We start from the raw sequence: 15,180 nt of genomic DNA, 5'->3' as shown, positions 1-15,180 counted from the left end.
GTCTCCCGGCACCTTCAGCGATCCCCGGTCGGCCGGGGATCCCGAAAGCCATGCATACGTGGTATACATACCCGGTATCCAGTCGCCGAGGGGGCGGCGGACGGAGCGTGGAGGCGCGGATGTCGATCCGGCAGGCGATGCTGGCGATCCTCGAGCAGGGGCCGATGTACGGCTACCAGCTCCGGGCCGAGTTCGAGCAGCGGACGGGGGAGACCTGGCCGCTCAACATCGGGCAGGTCTACACGACCCTGACCCGGCTCGAGCGCGACGGACTGGTCGAGGTCGTCGGGCACGGGGGTGCCGACGAACCGACCGCCGCGGACGGCTCGGACCGCCAGGTCAGCTATCGCGCCACCGACGCGGGGCGGAGCGAGGTGTCGGAGTGGTTCGCCACCCCGGTGGCTCGCTCCCAGCCCCCGCGCGACGAGCTCGCCATCAAGCTCGCCATCGCCGTGACGCTGCCGGGCGTCGACGTCGGCGCGATCATCCAGCGCCAGCGCAGCGCCACGATGGCCGCGCTCCAGGACTACACGCGGCTGAAGCGGACCGGGCGCGCGGCCAGCCCGGCCGCCCCGGAGGACCTCGCGTGGAGCCTGGTCCTCGACTCGCTGGTCTTCGACGCCGAGGCCGAGGTCCGCTGGCTCGACCACTGCGAGGCGCGCCTGCGCCGCGCGGCCCGCGACGCCCACGCCCCGTCCCAGGGGGCGCCCGCCGCGAGCGCCGAGGAGGCCCGCCGGTGAACGCCGTCCTCCACCTCGCCGCCGTCACCCGCGTCCACGGCGAGGGCGCCACCGAGGTGCACGCCCTGCGCGGGGTCACCTTCCGCGCCCACCCCGGTGAGCTCGTCGCCGTGATGGGACCGTCGGGGTCCGGCAAGTCGACCCTGCTCACCCTCGCCGGCGGCCTCGACGCCCCGACGTCCGGCTCGGTCTGGATCGAGGGCACCGACCTCGCCTCGCTGGACAACGCCGGCCGCGCCCGCATGCGGCGTACGTCCGTGGGCTACGTCTTCCAGGACTTCAACCTGATCCCCGCCCTGACCGCCGCGGAGAACGTCGCCCTGCCGCGCGAGCTCGACGGCGAGAAGGGCAAGGTCGCGCGGCGCCTGGCGCTCACCGCGCTCGAGGAGGTCGGCATCCCCGACCTGGCCGACCGCTTCCCCGACGAGATGTCGGGCGGGCAGCAGCAGCGCGTCGCGATCGCCCGCGCCATCGTCGGCGAGCGGCGCCTCATCCTCGCCGACGAGCCGACCGGCGCGCTCGACACCGACACCGGCGAGGAGATCCTGCGCCTGCTGCGCGCCCGCTGCGACGCGGGCGCCGCCGGCGTGATGGTCACCCACGAGGCCCGGCACGCCGCGTGGGCCGACCGGGTGGTCTTCCTGCGCGACGGCGTCGTGGTCGACGAGACCGGCGCCGACGAGCCCGAGCACCTGCTGGCCGGGGAACGCGCATGACCGGCTGGCGTCCCGCCCTCCTGATCGCCTGGCGCGACGCCCTGCGCCACCGCGGGCGCAGCGCGCTCGTGCTGGTCATGATCAGCCTCCCGGTGCTCGCGGTCACCGCCGCGGCGGTGGTGCTGAAGACCGCCGACGTGACCGGCGCGGAGTCCACCGAGCGGGTGATGGGCGCCGCGGACGCGCGGGTGCGCACGGAGGGTCGTGGCCCGGTGGTCCAGGGGCTCGACCCCAGCGGGGGCGAGTGGGGCCAGGTCGGCGAGATGGACTGGGAGAACCCCCCGACCGAGGCCGACGTCCGCGCCGTGCTCGGGGCAGACGCCCGGCTGGTGCCGTTCTCCACGAGCTGGACCCGGGTCCGCCTCGGCGAGCGGGTCGTCGACGTCACCACCGCCGGGGTCGACCTGGCTGACCCGGTGGCCGCCGGCCTCTTCGACCTCGAGGAGGGTCGCCTCCCGCGGGCGCCCGGCGAGGTCGTGGCGAACCCGCCGATGCTCGAGAAGGGCCTCGCGCTCGGCGACGACCTCGTCATCGGCGACACCACGCTGACCGTCGTCGGCGTCGGGCGCGACGCGACCGCGTACGACCGCCCGGTGCTCCTCGGCGCGGTCGACGACCTGCCCGTCGACGGCGACAACGTCCGCGAGTGGCTCGTCGACAGCGGCCCCGTGACCTGGTCGCAGGTGCGCGAGCTCAACCAGGTCGGGGTGCTGGTCACCTCGCGGGCAGTGCTCGCCGACCCGCCCGACCTCGCCTCGACGGCCGAGCAGATGGGCTACGACACGGGCGCCGACGAGGTCTACGCCGTCATCGCGCTGATCGTCGTGATGGCGCTGATCGAGGTGGTGCTGCTGGCCGGCCCGGCCTTCGCGGTCGGCGCCCGGCGACACGCCCGCACGCTGGCGCTGATCGCCGCGTGCGGGGGTACGCCCGGCCAGGCGCGGCGGGTGATCCTCGCCGGCGGCGTCGTGCTCGGGCTGGTCGCGTCCGGGCTCGGACTGGTGCTCGGCGTGGTCGTCGGGTGGCTGCTGCTGCCGCTGGCGCAGCGGTTCAACGGCGAGTGGTTCGGCCCCTTCGAGCTGCCGTGGCCCTACCTCGCGGCGATCGTGGCCTTCGGCATCGTCTCCGCGCTCCTGGCCGCGGCGGTCCCGGCCTGGCTGGCCAGCCGGCAGGACGTCGTGGCCGTGCTCGCCGGGCGCCGGGGCGACCGCCGACCGCGCGCCTCGACCCCGATCGCCGGGCTGGTGCTCGTCGCGATCGGCACCGCCGCGTCCGCCTACGGCGCCGCGACCTCCGACAACGGGCGGGGAGGGGTGTGGATCGCCGCCTCCGCCGTGGTGTCGGTGCTCGGCATGATCCTCGTGGTGCCCGTCGTGGTGTCGTTCGTGGCCAGGCTCGCGGGGCGGCTGCCGCTGACCGCGAGGTACGCCGCCCGCGACGCGGCGCGGCACCGCACCCGTACGGTCCCGGCCGTCGCCGCCGTGGCGGCCACCGTGGCCGGGGTGGTCGCGCTCGGGATCGCCAACGCCAGCGACCAGCTGGGGAACGAGCGCACCTACCAGCCGCAGGCGGAGATCGGCACCGGGCGGCTGAGCTGGTCGCCGGAGGTGGTGTCGGGGGAGGCGCCGCCGGACGCCGGCGCCACCTGGGACCGGATCGAGGACGTCGTGCGCACCGTCGCGCCCGGCGTCGAGACGCAGCCCATGCGCGGCATGGACGAGTCCGTCACGGGGGAGACCTACACCTCGGCCTACGTCGACACAGGGGCCGACAACGAGGGCCCGGGGGTGTCCTGGTGCTGCACCACCGTCGCGGTGGCCGACTCCGCGCAGGAGGCGGGCGTCAGCGGCGACGCGGCGGCGCTCATGGACTCCGCGCTCGGCGAGGGCCGCGCGGTCGTCTTCGCCGACGCCGAGGCCAGCCTCACCGAGGTCACGCTGCACCGCGAGACGTGGCGCCAGACCGGCACCGAGCCGGAGCGCACGGACGAGGACCGGCTGACGGCGCAGGTCGTCCCGTGGGACACCGACGGCGTCAGCGCGCCCGCCCAGGTGGTGCTGCCGACGCGGCTGGCCGACGACCTCGCGATCCCGGTCGTCGCCACGTCGCTGCGCCTCACCGGCGACCTCGACGAGGCGGCGGAGACGCGCCTGCGGGAGTCGGTCGAGGGCTCCATCGCCGGGTCGTACGTCTACGTCGAGCGCGGCTACCAGCGCCCGGCCGAGGCGGTCGTGACCCTCCTGGTGCTCGGCGTGCTCGGGGGCGTGCTGATGCTCGGGGGGACGCTCACCGCGACCTTCCTCGCCCTGGCCGACGCGCGCCCCGACCTCGCGACCCTCTCCGCCGTCGGCGCGGCCCCCCGCACCCGGCGACGGGTCGCGGCGGCGTACGCCCTCGTGGTGGGCACGGTCGGCGCGCTCCTCGGCGCGGCGATCGGCTTCATCCCGGGCATCGCGATCTCGCGGCCGCTGACGTCGGTGAGCATCATCGGAGCGCCGGAGCAGGGGCCGTTCCTCGACGTGCCGTGGCTGCTTATCGCGGTCATCGTGCTCGCATTGCCGCTGCTGACCGCGGCGGTCGTCGGCCTCACCGCGCGTTCGCGGCTGCCGCTGGTGGCCCGCCTGGACTGAAGCGCAACGGCCGGCCGTTCGGCTGGGTATCTGCGGACGTTCTGGTGGTTGAAGCGGGGGTTTCGCCCACCAGAACGTCCTCAGATACCCAGCCAGCGAACTAAAAGTCAGGCTTGACTGTTTGTTTGTACGACGGCAGGCTGGGCGCGTGACGACCACCCGGACGCCGCAGGCCGACCGCACCCGCGCGATGCGGGCGCGGCTGCTGGAGGCGACGGTCGAGCTGCTGGTGGAGCGCGGGTTCGCCGGGACGTCGACGACGCTGGTGTCCGAGCGGGCCGGGGTCAGCAGGGGTGCGCAGCTGCACCACTTCCCGACCAAGAACGACCTGGTCGTGGCCGCGGTCGAGCACCTCACCGAGCTCCGCGGCGCCGAGCTCGCCGAGGCGGTCCAGGCGCTGCCGCGCGGCCCGCGCCGTACCCGCGCGGTGCTGCGGATGCTGGGCGACCACTTCTCCTCGCCGGTCTTCGCCGCCGCGCTCGAGCTCTGGGTCGCCGCCCGCACCGACGAGGCCCTCCTCGCCGCCGTCGCTCCGCTCGAGCAGCGCGTCGGCCGCGAGACCCACCGGCTCACGGTGGCCGCGCTGGGCGCCGACGAGTCCCGCCCGGGCACGCGCGAGCTCGTGCAGTCGACCCTCGACCTCGTGCGCGGGCTCGGCCTGGCGCAGACGATCACCGACGACACCGCCCGCCGGCGCCGGATCCTCGACGCCTGGGCCGACGTGCTGGACAGGGAGATGGACCGATGACCTCACCCCACGACGTGCTCACCCAGGTGCTCGCCGACCTCGCCGCGGAGGGCGAGCGCCTCGATGCGGTCGTCGCCGGGCTCGACGAGGCCGGCTGGCGGACCCCGACCCCGGCCCCCGGCTGGGACGTCGCCACGCAGGTCGCCCACCTCGCCTGGACCGACGAGGTCGCGCTGAAGGCGGCCACCGACAAGCAGGCGTGGGACGCGGTCGTGCTCGGCGCGATCGCCGACCCCGAGGGCTACGTCGACCAGCAGGCGTCCGAGGTGGCCCGCGACGGCGACCTCCTCGGCCGCTGGCGCCGCAGCCGGGCCGCGCTGCACGCGGCGCTCACCGCCCACCCGCGCGGGCAGAAGATGCCGTGGTTCGGCCCGCCGATGTCCGCGACGTCCATGGCCACCGCGCGGCTGATGGAGACGTGGGCGCACAGCCTCGACGTGCACGAGGGCCTCGGCGTCGCGGTCGAGGACACCGACCGGATCCGCCACGTCGCGCACCTCGGCGTCCGCACGCGCGACTTCGCCTACGCCGTCCACGGCCTCCAGGCCCCGGCCGAGGAGTTCCGCATCGACCTCGTCGCCCCGAGCGGCGACGTCTGGGGCTGGGGACCCGAGGACGCCGCGCAGACCCTCACCGGCAGCGCCAGCGACTTCTGCCGCCTCGTCACCCAGCGCGTCCACCGCGCCGACACCGACCTCGTCGCGACCGGCGCCGACGTCGACCGGTGGCTCGGCATCGCCCAGGCGTTCGCCGGCCAGCCCGGCGAGGGGCGAGCGCCGCGATGACCGCGTGTCGTGACGGTCGCGGGGGGACCTCCTCGACCAGCGGAGTGGTGCGGATCGGCAACTGCTCCGGCTTCTACGGCGACCGCCTCTCCGCGATGCGCGAGATGCTCGAGGGCGCCTCCTCCGACGGGCACGGCCTCGACGTGCTCACCGGCGACTACCTCGCCGAGCTCACCATGCTCATCCTCGGGCGCGACCAGATGAAGGACCCCGCCCTCGGCTACGCCCGCACCTTCGTCCGCCAGCTCGAGGACTGCCTCGGGCTCGCGCTGGAGCGGGGCGTGAGGCTCGTCGCCAACGCCGGCGGGCTCAACCCCGCCGGGCTCGCCGACAAGGTCCGCGAGGTCGCCGCCGGGCTCGGGCTCGACCCGCAGGTCGCCCACGTCGAGGGCGACGACGTCCGCGCGCTGTCGTTCGACGGCGCCCTCACCGCCAACGCCTACCTCGGCGGCTTCGGCATCGCCGCGGCCCTGCGCGCCGGCGCCGACGTCGTGGTCACCGGCCGCGTCACCGACGCCTCGCTCGTCGTCGGGCCGGCGGTCGCCCACCACGGCTGGAGCGACACGGCGTACGACGCGCTGGCCGGGGCGGTCGTCGCCGGCCACGTCGTCGAGTGCGGGGCGCAGGCGACCGGCGGCAACTTCAGCGGCTTCCTCGACCTGCCCCGCCGCGACCTGCCGCTCGGCTTCCCGGTGGCCGAGGTGGCCGCCGACGGCTCGAGCGTGATCACCAAGCACGCCGGCACCGGCGGCGCGGTCACCGTCGACACCGTCACCGCCCAGCTCGTCTACGAGATCCAGTCCACGCGCTACCTCGGGCCCGACGTGACCGTCCACCTCGACTCGCTGCGCCTGGAGCAGCAGGGCGAGGACCGCGTCGCGATCACCGGCGTCGTCGGCGAGGCGCCGCCCGAGCGGCTCAAGGTGTGCGTCAACGAGCTCGGCGGCTGGCGCAACAGCGTCGAGCTGGTCCTCACCGGGCTCGACGTCGAGGCGAAGGCGGCGTGGGTCCGCGACCAGCTGACCCCGCGGCTGACCGCGGCCGAGGTCACCTGGTCGGACGTGACGCCGCCGCCCGTCGACGCCGCCACCGAGGAGGCCGCCTCCACCCTGCTGCGCTGCACGGTCAAGGACCCCTCGCCCGACCCGGTCGGTCGTGCCTTCACCGCGGCCGCCGTCGAGCTGGCGCTGGCGTCCTACCCCGGCTTCACGATGACCGCCCCGCCCGGCCCGGCCACGCCCTACGGCGTCTACCGCGCGGCGTACGTCGACCGCGCCGAGGTCACCCACACCGTCGTCCACGCCGACGGCCGGCGCGAGGTGGTCGCCGACCCGACCGTCTTCACGCCCGCCACCGAGGCGCCCGGCGCCCGCCCCTCGCCCTACCCGGCCCGCCCGGACGTGCTCACCCGCCGGCTGCCGCTCGGCACCTTCGTCCACGCCCGATCCGGCGACAAGGGCGGCGATGCCAACGTCGGGCTCTGGGTCGCCCACGACGGCGTCGACCGGGAGACCTACGACGCCCGCGTGCAGTGGCTGTCCAAGGTGATGTCGCCGCGCGGGATCGGCGCGCTGCTGCCGGAGGCGGCCGACCTCGACGTCGAGGTCTGGCTGCTGCCGCACCTCGGCGCGGTCAACCTCGTCGTCCACGGCCTGCTCGGCCAGGGCGTCGCCGCCTCGACCCGCTTCGACCCGCAGGCCAAGGGACTCGGCGAGTGGCTGCGGTCGCGGATGGTCTCGATCGAGGAGAGCCTGCTGTGAGCACGGAGCGCGAGGCGCTGCGCGACACTGCGACCCGCTTCACCGAGCGCGAGGTCGTCCCGCACCTGCAGGAGTGGGAGGACGCCGGCGAGGTGCCGCGGGCGCTGCACCGCACGGCCGGCGACCTCGGCCTGCTCGGTGTGGCCTTCCCCGAGGAGGTCGGCGGCAGCGGCGGCGACCTGCTCGACTCGGTGGCGATGCAGGAGGCGATGTTCGCCGCGGGCGCGTCGAGCGGGCTGATGGCGGCGCTGTTCACGGCGGGCATCGCGCTGCCCCACGTCTCGGCGACCCGCGACCCGCACCTGGTCGACCGGTTCGTCCGCCCGACGCTGGCCGGCGAGACGATCGGCTCGCTGGCGATCACCGAGCCCGGTGGCGGGTCCGACGTCGCACGGATCACGACCCGCGCCGAGCGCGACGGCGACCACTACGTCGTCAACGGCGCCAAGACGTTCATCACCTCGGGCGTCCGCGCCGACTTCGTCACCACCGCCGTGCGGACCGGCGGCCCCGGGCACGCGGGCCTCTCGCTGCTCGTCGTCGACAAGGGCACGCCCGGCTTCACCGTCTCGCGGTCGCTGCGCAAGATGGGCTGGCACTGCTCCGACACCGCCGAGCTGTCGTTCGTCGACGTGCGCGTGCCGACGACCCACCTCGTCGGGGCGGAGGGCAGCGGGTTCGCCCAGATCGCCGAGCAGTTCGTCGTCGAGCGGATCGCGCTGGCGGTCCACGGCTACGGCATCGCCGCCCGCGCGCTCGACCTGGCCGCGGCCCACGCCCGCGACCGCGCGACGTTCGGCCGCCCGCTCGTGGGCCACCAGAGCGTCCAGCACACGCTGGTCGAGATGCGCCGCCACGTCGAGGTGGCACGGACCTACACCCGCGAGGTCGCGCGACGCCACGTCGCCGGCGAGCTCGTCGTCGCCGAGGCGTGCCTGGCCAAGCAGACCGCCGTCGACTGCGCGGCGTACGTCTGCGACCGCGCCGTCCAGGTCTTCGGCGGCGCCGGATACATGCACGGGAGCGAGGTGGAGCGGCACTACCGCGACGCCCGGCTCCTGCCGATCGGGGGCGGCGCCGACGAGGTCCTGCGCGACCTCACCGCCCGCCTGATGGGCTATGCGACATGAACATCGAGGCTCGCTCCGCTGGCACCTCGATCCCCGAGAGAGATCAGGAGAACCGATGATCAAGCTGCCGTCCCTGGGTGACGAGGTGTCCGTGTGGATGGACGCCACCCCGGCCGAGGTGTGGGCGCTCGTCAGCGACGTGACCCGCATCGGGGAGTTCAGCCCCGAGACCTTCGAGGCGAAGTGGACCCGCGGGTCGACCGGCCCCGAGGTGGGCGCGTACTTCGCCGGTCACGTCAAGCGCAACGGCGTCGGCCCGACGTACTGGTCGCCGTGCCGCGTCACCGCCTGCGAGCCCGAGAAGGTCTTCGAGTTCTCCGTCGGGACCGACGCGATCACGGTCAACAACTGGGGCTACCGGCTCGAGCCGAAGGACGGCGGCACCCTCGTCACGGAGTACTTCCGGATGGAGCCGTCGCTGTTCACCCGCGTCTACTGGACGCTCCTCGGCGCGCTGCGCGGGCGCACCAACCGGCGCGGGATGCGGACCACCCTCGAGCGGATGAAGGCGGTGGTCGAGGCATGAACGACAACAGGACGGCGATGCTCGAGAAGCTCGCCGACCTCGACGCCCAGCACGCGGTCGCCGTGGCCGGCGGCGGGGAGAAGTACGTCGAGCGCCACCACGCGCGCGGCAAGCTCACCGCCCGCGAGCGGATCGAGCTGCTCGTCGACCCGGGGTCGGCGTTCCTCGAGCTCTCCCCGCTCGCCGGCTGGGGGTCCGACTTCACCGTCGGTGCCTCGGTGGTGACCGGCATCGGCGTCGTCGAGGGCGTCGAGTGCCTGATCAGCGCCAACGACCCGACGGTCAAGGGCGGCGCGTCGAACCCGTGGACGGTGAAGAAGATCTTCCGTGCCTCCCAGGTCGCCGAGGAGAACCACCTCCCGACGATCTCGCTGGTCGAGTCGGGCGGCGCCGACCTGCCCACGCAGAAGGAGATCTTCATCCCCGGCGGCAAGCTGTTCCGCGACCTCACCCGCGCCTCGGCGCGCCGGCAGCCGACGATCGCGCTGGTCTTCGGCAACAGCACCGCCGGCGGGGCGTACGTCCCGGGCATGAGCGACTACACCGTCTTCGTCCGCGGCGGCGCGAAGGTGTTCCTCGGCGGCCCGCCGCTGGTGAAGATGGCCACCGGCGAGGAGTCCGACGACGAGTCGCTCGGCGGCGCCGAGATGCACGCACGCGTCTCCGGGCTCGCCGACTACCTCGCCGAGGACGAGCACGACGCGATCCGGATCGGGCGGCGGATCGTCGCCCGGCTGAACCGCGAGAAGCCTTCCGCCCAGGGGCGTGCTCGAGCGGAGACATCTCCGCCTGACGCACGCCATGGCGTGCGTCTAGCGTCGACGAGGGTGTCCCAGTTGCCCTTCGCCGAGCCCGACGAGGACCCCGAGGGCCTGCTCGACCTGGTCCCCACCGACCTCAAGGAGCCGTTCGACCCGCGTGAGGTGATCGTCCGGGTCGTCGACGGCACCAGCGAGCGCAACGGCCGGCCCTTCGACGAGTTCAAGCCGCTCTACGGCTCGTCGCTGGTGACCGGCTGGGCGCAGCTGCACGGCCGCCCGATCGGCATCCTCGCCAACGCCCAGGGCGTGCTGTTCAGCGAGGAGGCGCAGAAGGCGACGCAGTTCATCCAGCTCGCCAACCAGTCGCACACACCCCTGCTGTTCCTGCACAACACCACCGGCTACATGGTCGGCCGCGACTACGAGCAGGGCGGGATCATCAAGCACGGCGCGATGATGATCAACGCGGTCTCCAACAGCACCGTGCCCCACCTGAGCGTGATCATGGGCGCGTCCTACGGGGCCGGCAACTACGGCATGAACGGTCGCGCCTTCGACCCGCGCTTCCTCTTCACCTGGCCGTCCGCGAAGTCCGCGGTGATGGGCCCGGCCCAGCTCGCGGGCGTGCTGTCGATCGTCGCCCGCGCGGCCGCCGAGGCGAAGGGGCAGGCCTACGACGAGGAGGGCGACGCCGGCATGCGAGCGATGGTCGAGCAGATGGTCGAGGAGCAGTCGCTGCCCTACGCGCTGTCGGGGATGCTCTACGACGACGGCGTCATCGACCCCCGCGACACCCGCACGGTGCTCGCGATCTGCCTCAGCGTCATCGAGAACGCGCCGGTCCAGGGCGCCGACGGATTCGGGGTGTTCCGACCGTGACCACGCCCATCCACCTGGTCGCCGTGGCCAACCGCGGGGAGATCGCGAGCCGCGTCTTCGCGACCTGTCGTCGACTCGGCATCGAGACGATGGCGGTCTTCTCCGACCCCGACGCAGACCTGCCGTTCGTCGACGACGCCGACTACGCGGCGCGGCTGCCGGGCAGCACCCCCACCGAGACCTACCTGCGAGGCGACGACATCGTGCGCCTCGTGCGCGCCAGCGGCGGCCACGCGGTGCACCCAGGCTACGGGTTCCTGTCCGAGAGCGCCGACTTCGCCCGCGCCGTCGAGGCGGCCGGGCTCACCTGGATCGGCCCGCCGCCGGACGCCATCGAGGCGATGGGCTCGAAGGTGCGCGCCAAGGAGCTGATGCGCGCCGCCGGCGTGCCGACCCTCGAGGCGCCCGCCGATCCCACCGACGCCGACCTGCCGCTGCTGGTGAAGGCCAGCGCCGGCGGTGGCGGCCGCGGGATGCGGGTCGTACGCCGTCTCGAGGACCTCGCCGGCGAGGTGTCGGCCGCCGAGGCCGAGGCGCGCAGCGCGTTCGGCGACGGCACCGTCTTCGTCGAGCCCTACGTCGAGGCCGGGCGGCACGTGGAGGTGCAGGTCCTCTTCGACGCCCACGGCACCGGTGTCGCGCTCGGCGACCGTGACTGCTCGCTCCAGCGGCGCCACCAGAAGGTGATGGAGGAGGCGCCGGCCCCGGGGTTGTCCGACGAGGTCCGCGCGGCGATGCACCACGCCGCGGTCGAGGCGGGTCGCGCGGTCGGCTACGTCGGCGCCGGCACCGTCGAGTTCCTCTACGACGCGTCGAGCGAGCGGTTCTGGTTCCTCGAGATGAACACCCGGCTGCAGGTGGAGCACCCGGTGACCGAGTGCGTCACGGGGGTCGACCTGGTCGCGCTCCAGATCGGCATCGCGGAGGGGCGGCTGCTCGACGACCTGCTGCCCGGCGGCGTACCGGTCCCGAGCGGGCACGCGGTCGAGGTCCGCCTCTACGCCGAGGACCCGGCGTCCGGCTGGCAGCCGACCGCGGGTCGCCTGTCCCGCTTCGACATCCCCACCGATGCCACCTTCGACCTGCTGGCGCGCCACGGCATCCGCGTCGACGCCGGCTACGGGTCGGGCGACGTCGTCGGCACGCACTACGACGCCATGCTCGCGAAGGTCATCAGCTGGGGTCCCGACCGGAGCTCGGCCATGCGGTCGCTCCGCGGCGCGATCAGGCGTGCGCGGCTCCACGGGATCACGACCAACCGTGACCTGCTGATCGCCGTGCTGGCCGACCGCGACACCGTGGCAGGGACGATGACGACGTCGACGCTCGAGCAGCGGTTGACGCGCGAGTTCTCGGACCCGGGTCCGGCGGGCGACCCCGAGCTCGCGCCGTTCGTGGCCGCGGTCGCGCTCGCCGTGCGCGACGCCGGGCGCCGCGTGGTCCAGCAGCGCGTGCCGATCGGGTGGCGCAACGTCGTCTCCCAGCCGCACCGCACCGCGTTCCTGATCAGCGGTCGGGACGAGCCCGTGGTGGCCGAGTGGTACGCCGGTCGCGACGGCTTCCGCAGCGCGACCGACGAGGACCTCCGGGTGGTCGAGGCGACCCCGGACCGCGTCGTGGTGGAGCGGGGCCGGTTCCGACAGTCGATCGACGTGCACATCGATGCGGCGACGGGCGAGGTGCACCTCGACGACGACTCGATGGTCCGCCAGACCCTGCGCGAGGTCCCGCGCTTCACCGACCCGGCCGACGCGGTGGCGAGCGGCTCGCTGCTCGCGCCGATGCCCGGGACGGTGGTGTCGGTGAAGGTCGAGCAGGGGGCGACGGTGGCGGCAGGTGACGTCGTCCTCGTCCTCGAGGCCATGAAGATGCAGCACAGCGTGACCGCGCCCCACGCAGGCACGGTCACCCAGATCGACGTCGAGCCCGGCGCGCAGGTCGCGTCCGGGGAGGTCCTGGCAGTAGTGGAGGAGCAGGCATGAGCACGTTCACCGAGTCCGAGGAGCGCCAGGAGCTGCGGCGCCAGGTCGCCCGGCTGGCCAAGGGCTACGGCCGCCAGTGGTTCGTCGAGCGCGCCCGCAGCGGCGAGAAGACCACCGAGCTCTGGATGGAGATCGCCAAGGCCGGCTACCTCGGCATCAACATCCCCGAGGAGTACGGCGGCGGCGGGGGCGGCATCGGCGACGTGGCCGCGGTCTGCGAGGAGCTCGCCGCGCAGGGCAGCCCGCTGCTGATGATGGTCGTCAGCCCTGCCATCTGCGGCACCGTGATCGCGCGCTACGGCTCGGAGGAGCAGAAGCAGCGCTGGCTGCCCGGCATCTGCGACGGCACCGGAACGATGGCGTTCGCGATCACCGAGCCCGACGCCGGCACCAACTCCCACAACATCACCACCACCGCGCGCCGTGACGGCGACGGGTGGGTGCTCAACGGGCGCAAGGTCTACATCTCCGGCGTCGACGAGGCCGAGAACGTGCTCGTCGTCGCCCGCACCGAGGACGCCCGCACCGGCAAGCTCAAGCCCTGCCTGTTCGTCGTCCCCACCGACGCGGAGGGCTTCGAGTTCACCGCGATCCCGATGGAGATCGTCAGCCCGGAGCAGCAGTTCCAGGTGTTCATCGACGACGTGCGGCTGCCGGCGGACGCCCTGGTCGGCGACGAGGACGGCGGGCTGGTGCAGCTCTTCGCGGGGCTGAACCCGGAGCGGATCATGGCCGCGTCGTTCTCGACCGGGCTGGCCCGCCACGCCCTCGAGAAGGCCTCGGCGTACGCGAGGGAGCGCACCGTCTTCAAGGAGCCCATCGGCGCCCACCAGGCGGTCGCCCACCCCCTCGCGACGGCCCACATCGAGAACGAGCTGGCCCGGCTGATGACCCAGAAGGCGTCCGCGCTCGTCGACGCCGGCGACGACCTGGCGGCGGGCGAGGCGGCCAACATGGCGAAGTACGCCGCCGCCGAGGCCGCCGTCCACGCGGTTGACGCGGCCGTGCAGACCCACGGCGGCAACGGCATCACGCAGGAGTACGGCATGGCGGGGCTGCTGGTCGCCGCGCGGGCCGGCCGGATCGCGCCCGTGAGCCGGGAGATGATCCTGAACTTCGTCGCGATGCACAGCCTGGGGCTGCCGAAGTCGTACTGACCCCCCCAAGATTCGGGGGTTGCGCCGTCGCGGAGGAGCGGCCAAGTGTGGACGGGACCCATCCCCGACCCCTCGGACCCGCCATGGACCTCACCACCACCCCGAGCCGCGGCCGACGCCACGTCGCCGCCGGATCACTGCTCACCCTCGCCCTGACCGGCGCCCTGACGATCGCGCCCGGCGCGGCCTCGGCGGACGGTCACGGCGGCCACGGCGGTCACCACCCATCGCCGCCGGACGGCCCCGTCGTCGTCGCGACCGGCCTCGACAACCCGCGCCAGCTGTCGTTCGACGACGGCGACCTCTACGTCGCGGAGGCCGGCACCGGCGGCACCGAGGCGTGCCAGCCAGGCCCGGAGGGCGGCGACGTGTGCTTCGGCCAGACCGGCGCCGTGACCCGGGTCGACCGGTGGGGCCAGCGTCGGGTGCTCGAGGGCCTGCCCTCGATCGCCGCCCCCGACGGCAGCGCCGCGATCGGCCCGAGCGACGTGTCGGTCGACGACGGCTGGTACGCCGTGCTGGTCGGCCTCGGAGCCGACCCGTCGGCCCGCACCGCCCCCGGCGCCCCGGCGTACGCCCCGCTGCTCGGCACGCTGCTCGGCGGGCGCCTCGAGGGCGACCACGGCAGGGGCAGCGCCGACCGGCGGCACGACAGCGCCCCGCGCGTGCTCGCCGACGTCTCCGCCCACGAGACGGCGGCCAACCCCGACGGCGCGCAGGTCGACTCCAACCCGGTCGGGCTGTTCCGGGCCCGCGGCGGCTGGATCGTCGCCGACGCCGGCGGCAACGACGTCGTCCGGGTCAACCGCGGCGGACGGGTGGCGACGCTCGGCGTCTTCCCCACCCGGCTGGTGCCGCCCCCGCCGTTCCTGCCGCCGGGCGACATCCCGATGGACGCGGTCCCGACCTCGGCGGTCCGCGGTCCGGACGGCGCGCTCTACGTCAGCCAGCTGACCGGCTTCCCGTTCCCCGCCGGCGGCTCGAACATCTGGCGCCTGGTCCGCGGTGAGGCCCCGACGGTCTACGCCACCGGCCTCACCAACGTCACCGACCTCGGCTGGCGCGGCGGCCGGCTCTACGCCGTGCAGCTCGCCGACGACGGCCTGCTCGCGGTGCCGGAGGACCAGCCGCCATCGGGCTCGCTGCTGCGCATCGACCCCGGCGGCGCGCACGAGGTGGTCGCCGACGACCTGGTCGCGCCCTACGGCCTGGCCTTCGCCGGTCGCAGCGCGTACGTCTCCACGTGCAGCGTCTGCCCCGACGGCGGACAGGTGGTGCGGCTCCCGCTGCGCTGACACCCGTCATCTGAGGACGCCCTGTAGCCGGAACCGGCCCCCGGGTTGCAGGACGTCCTCAGATGTCGACC

12 protein-coding genes are annotated in these 15,180 nt (G+C 74.2%); all 12 read left to right on the top strand.

Annotated elements, in window-relative coordinates:
- Positions 1-119: 119 nt before the first annotated feature.
- The 12 genes from LN652_RS12140 to LN652_RS12085 all read left to right on the top strand — a co-directional run bounded on the left by LN652_RS12140 (position 120) and on the right by LN652_RS12085 (position 15,109).
- On the top strand, positions 120-740 hold the full coding sequence (locus tag LN652_RS12140; RefSeq protein WP_230440890.1) for a PadR family transcriptional regulator: 621 nt from the start codon (positions 120-122) through the stop codon (positions 738-740).
- Complete coding sequence (locus LN652_RS12135; RefSeq protein WP_329958428.1) at positions 737-1,456, top strand: ABC transporter ATP-binding protein; 720 nt, start codon at positions 737-739, stop codon at positions 1,454-1,456. The genes LN652_RS12140 and LN652_RS12135 overlap by 4 nt, the downstream gene beginning before the upstream one ends.
- Complete coding sequence (locus LN652_RS12130; protein ID WP_230440889.1) at positions 1,453-4,086, top strand: ABC transporter permease; 2,634 nt, start codon at positions 1,453-1,455, stop codon at positions 4,084-4,086. Before LN652_RS12135 ends, LN652_RS12130 begins: the two co-directional genes overlap by 4 nt.
- Before the next feature lie 148 nt (positions 4,087-4,234).
- The gene (locus LN652_RS12125) at positions 4,235-4,834 is read left to right on the top strand and encodes a TetR/AcrR family transcriptional regulator (protein ID WP_329958427.1); all 600 of its coding nucleotides are present in this window, start codon (positions 4,235-4,237) and stop codon (positions 4,832-4,834) included.
- Positions 4,831-5,619 carry a TIGR03084 family metal-binding protein gene (locus tag LN652_RS12120; RefSeq protein WP_230440888.1) on the top strand — a complete coding sequence of 263 codons (789 nt, stop codon included), beginning with the start codon at positions 4,831-4,833 and terminating at the stop codon, positions 5,617-5,619. Before LN652_RS12125 ends, LN652_RS12120 begins: the two co-directional genes overlap by 4 nt.
- Entirely contained in the window at positions 5,616-7,379 is a 1,764-nt protein-coding gene (locus tag LN652_RS12115; RefSeq protein WP_230440887.1) for an acyclic terpene utilization AtuA family protein, read from the top strand. The genes LN652_RS12120 and LN652_RS12115 overlap by 4 nt, the downstream gene beginning before the upstream one ends.
- Positions 7,376-8,509: an acyl-CoA dehydrogenase family protein gene (locus LN652_RS12110; RefSeq protein ID WP_230440886.1), complete on the top strand. Its 1,134-nt coding sequence runs from the start codon at positions 7,376-7,378 to the stop codon at positions 8,507-8,509. The genes LN652_RS12115 and LN652_RS12110 overlap by 4 nt, the downstream gene beginning before the upstream one ends.
- Positions 8,510-8,564: 55 nt before the next feature.
- Positions 8,565-9,035, top strand: a complete 471-nt coding sequence (locus LN652_RS12105) for an SRPBCC family protein (protein ID WP_230440885.1) — start codon at positions 8,565-8,567, stop codon at positions 9,033-9,035.
- Complete coding sequence (locus LN652_RS12100) at positions 9,032-10,675, top strand: acyl-CoA carboxylase subunit beta (protein ID WP_230440884.1); 1,644 nt, start codon at positions 9,032-9,034, stop codon at positions 10,673-10,675. The genes LN652_RS12105 and LN652_RS12100 overlap by 4 nt, the downstream gene beginning before the upstream one ends.
- Positions 10,672-12,657 carry an acetyl/propionyl/methylcrotonyl-CoA carboxylase subunit alpha gene (locus tag LN652_RS12095; RefSeq protein ID WP_230440883.1) on the top strand — a complete coding sequence of 662 codons (1,986 nt, stop codon included), beginning with the start codon at positions 10,672-10,674 and terminating at the stop codon, positions 12,655-12,657. Before LN652_RS12100 ends, LN652_RS12095 begins: the two co-directional genes overlap by 4 nt.
- Complete coding sequence (locus LN652_RS12090) at positions 12,654-13,814, top strand: acyl-CoA dehydrogenase family protein (protein WP_230440882.1); 1,161 nt, start codon at positions 12,654-12,656, stop codon at positions 13,812-13,814. Before LN652_RS12095 ends, LN652_RS12090 begins: the two co-directional genes overlap by 4 nt.
- A gap of 83 nt (positions 13,815-13,897) precedes the next feature.
- Complete coding sequence (locus LN652_RS12085) at positions 13,898-15,109, top strand: ScyD/ScyE family protein (RefSeq protein WP_230440881.1); 1,212 nt, start codon at positions 13,898-13,900, stop codon at positions 15,107-15,109.
- The last annotated feature ends 71 nt before the right edge of the window (positions 15,110-15,180 follow it).

It is taken from the genome of Nocardioides okcheonensis, from assembly GCF_020991065.1.
GTDB classification, from domain to species: Bacteria; Actinomycetota; Actinomycetes; order Propionibacteriales; family Nocardioidaceae; genus Nocardioides; species Nocardioides okcheonensis.
This window is presented reverse-complemented; position numbering and strand designations above follow the sequence as displayed.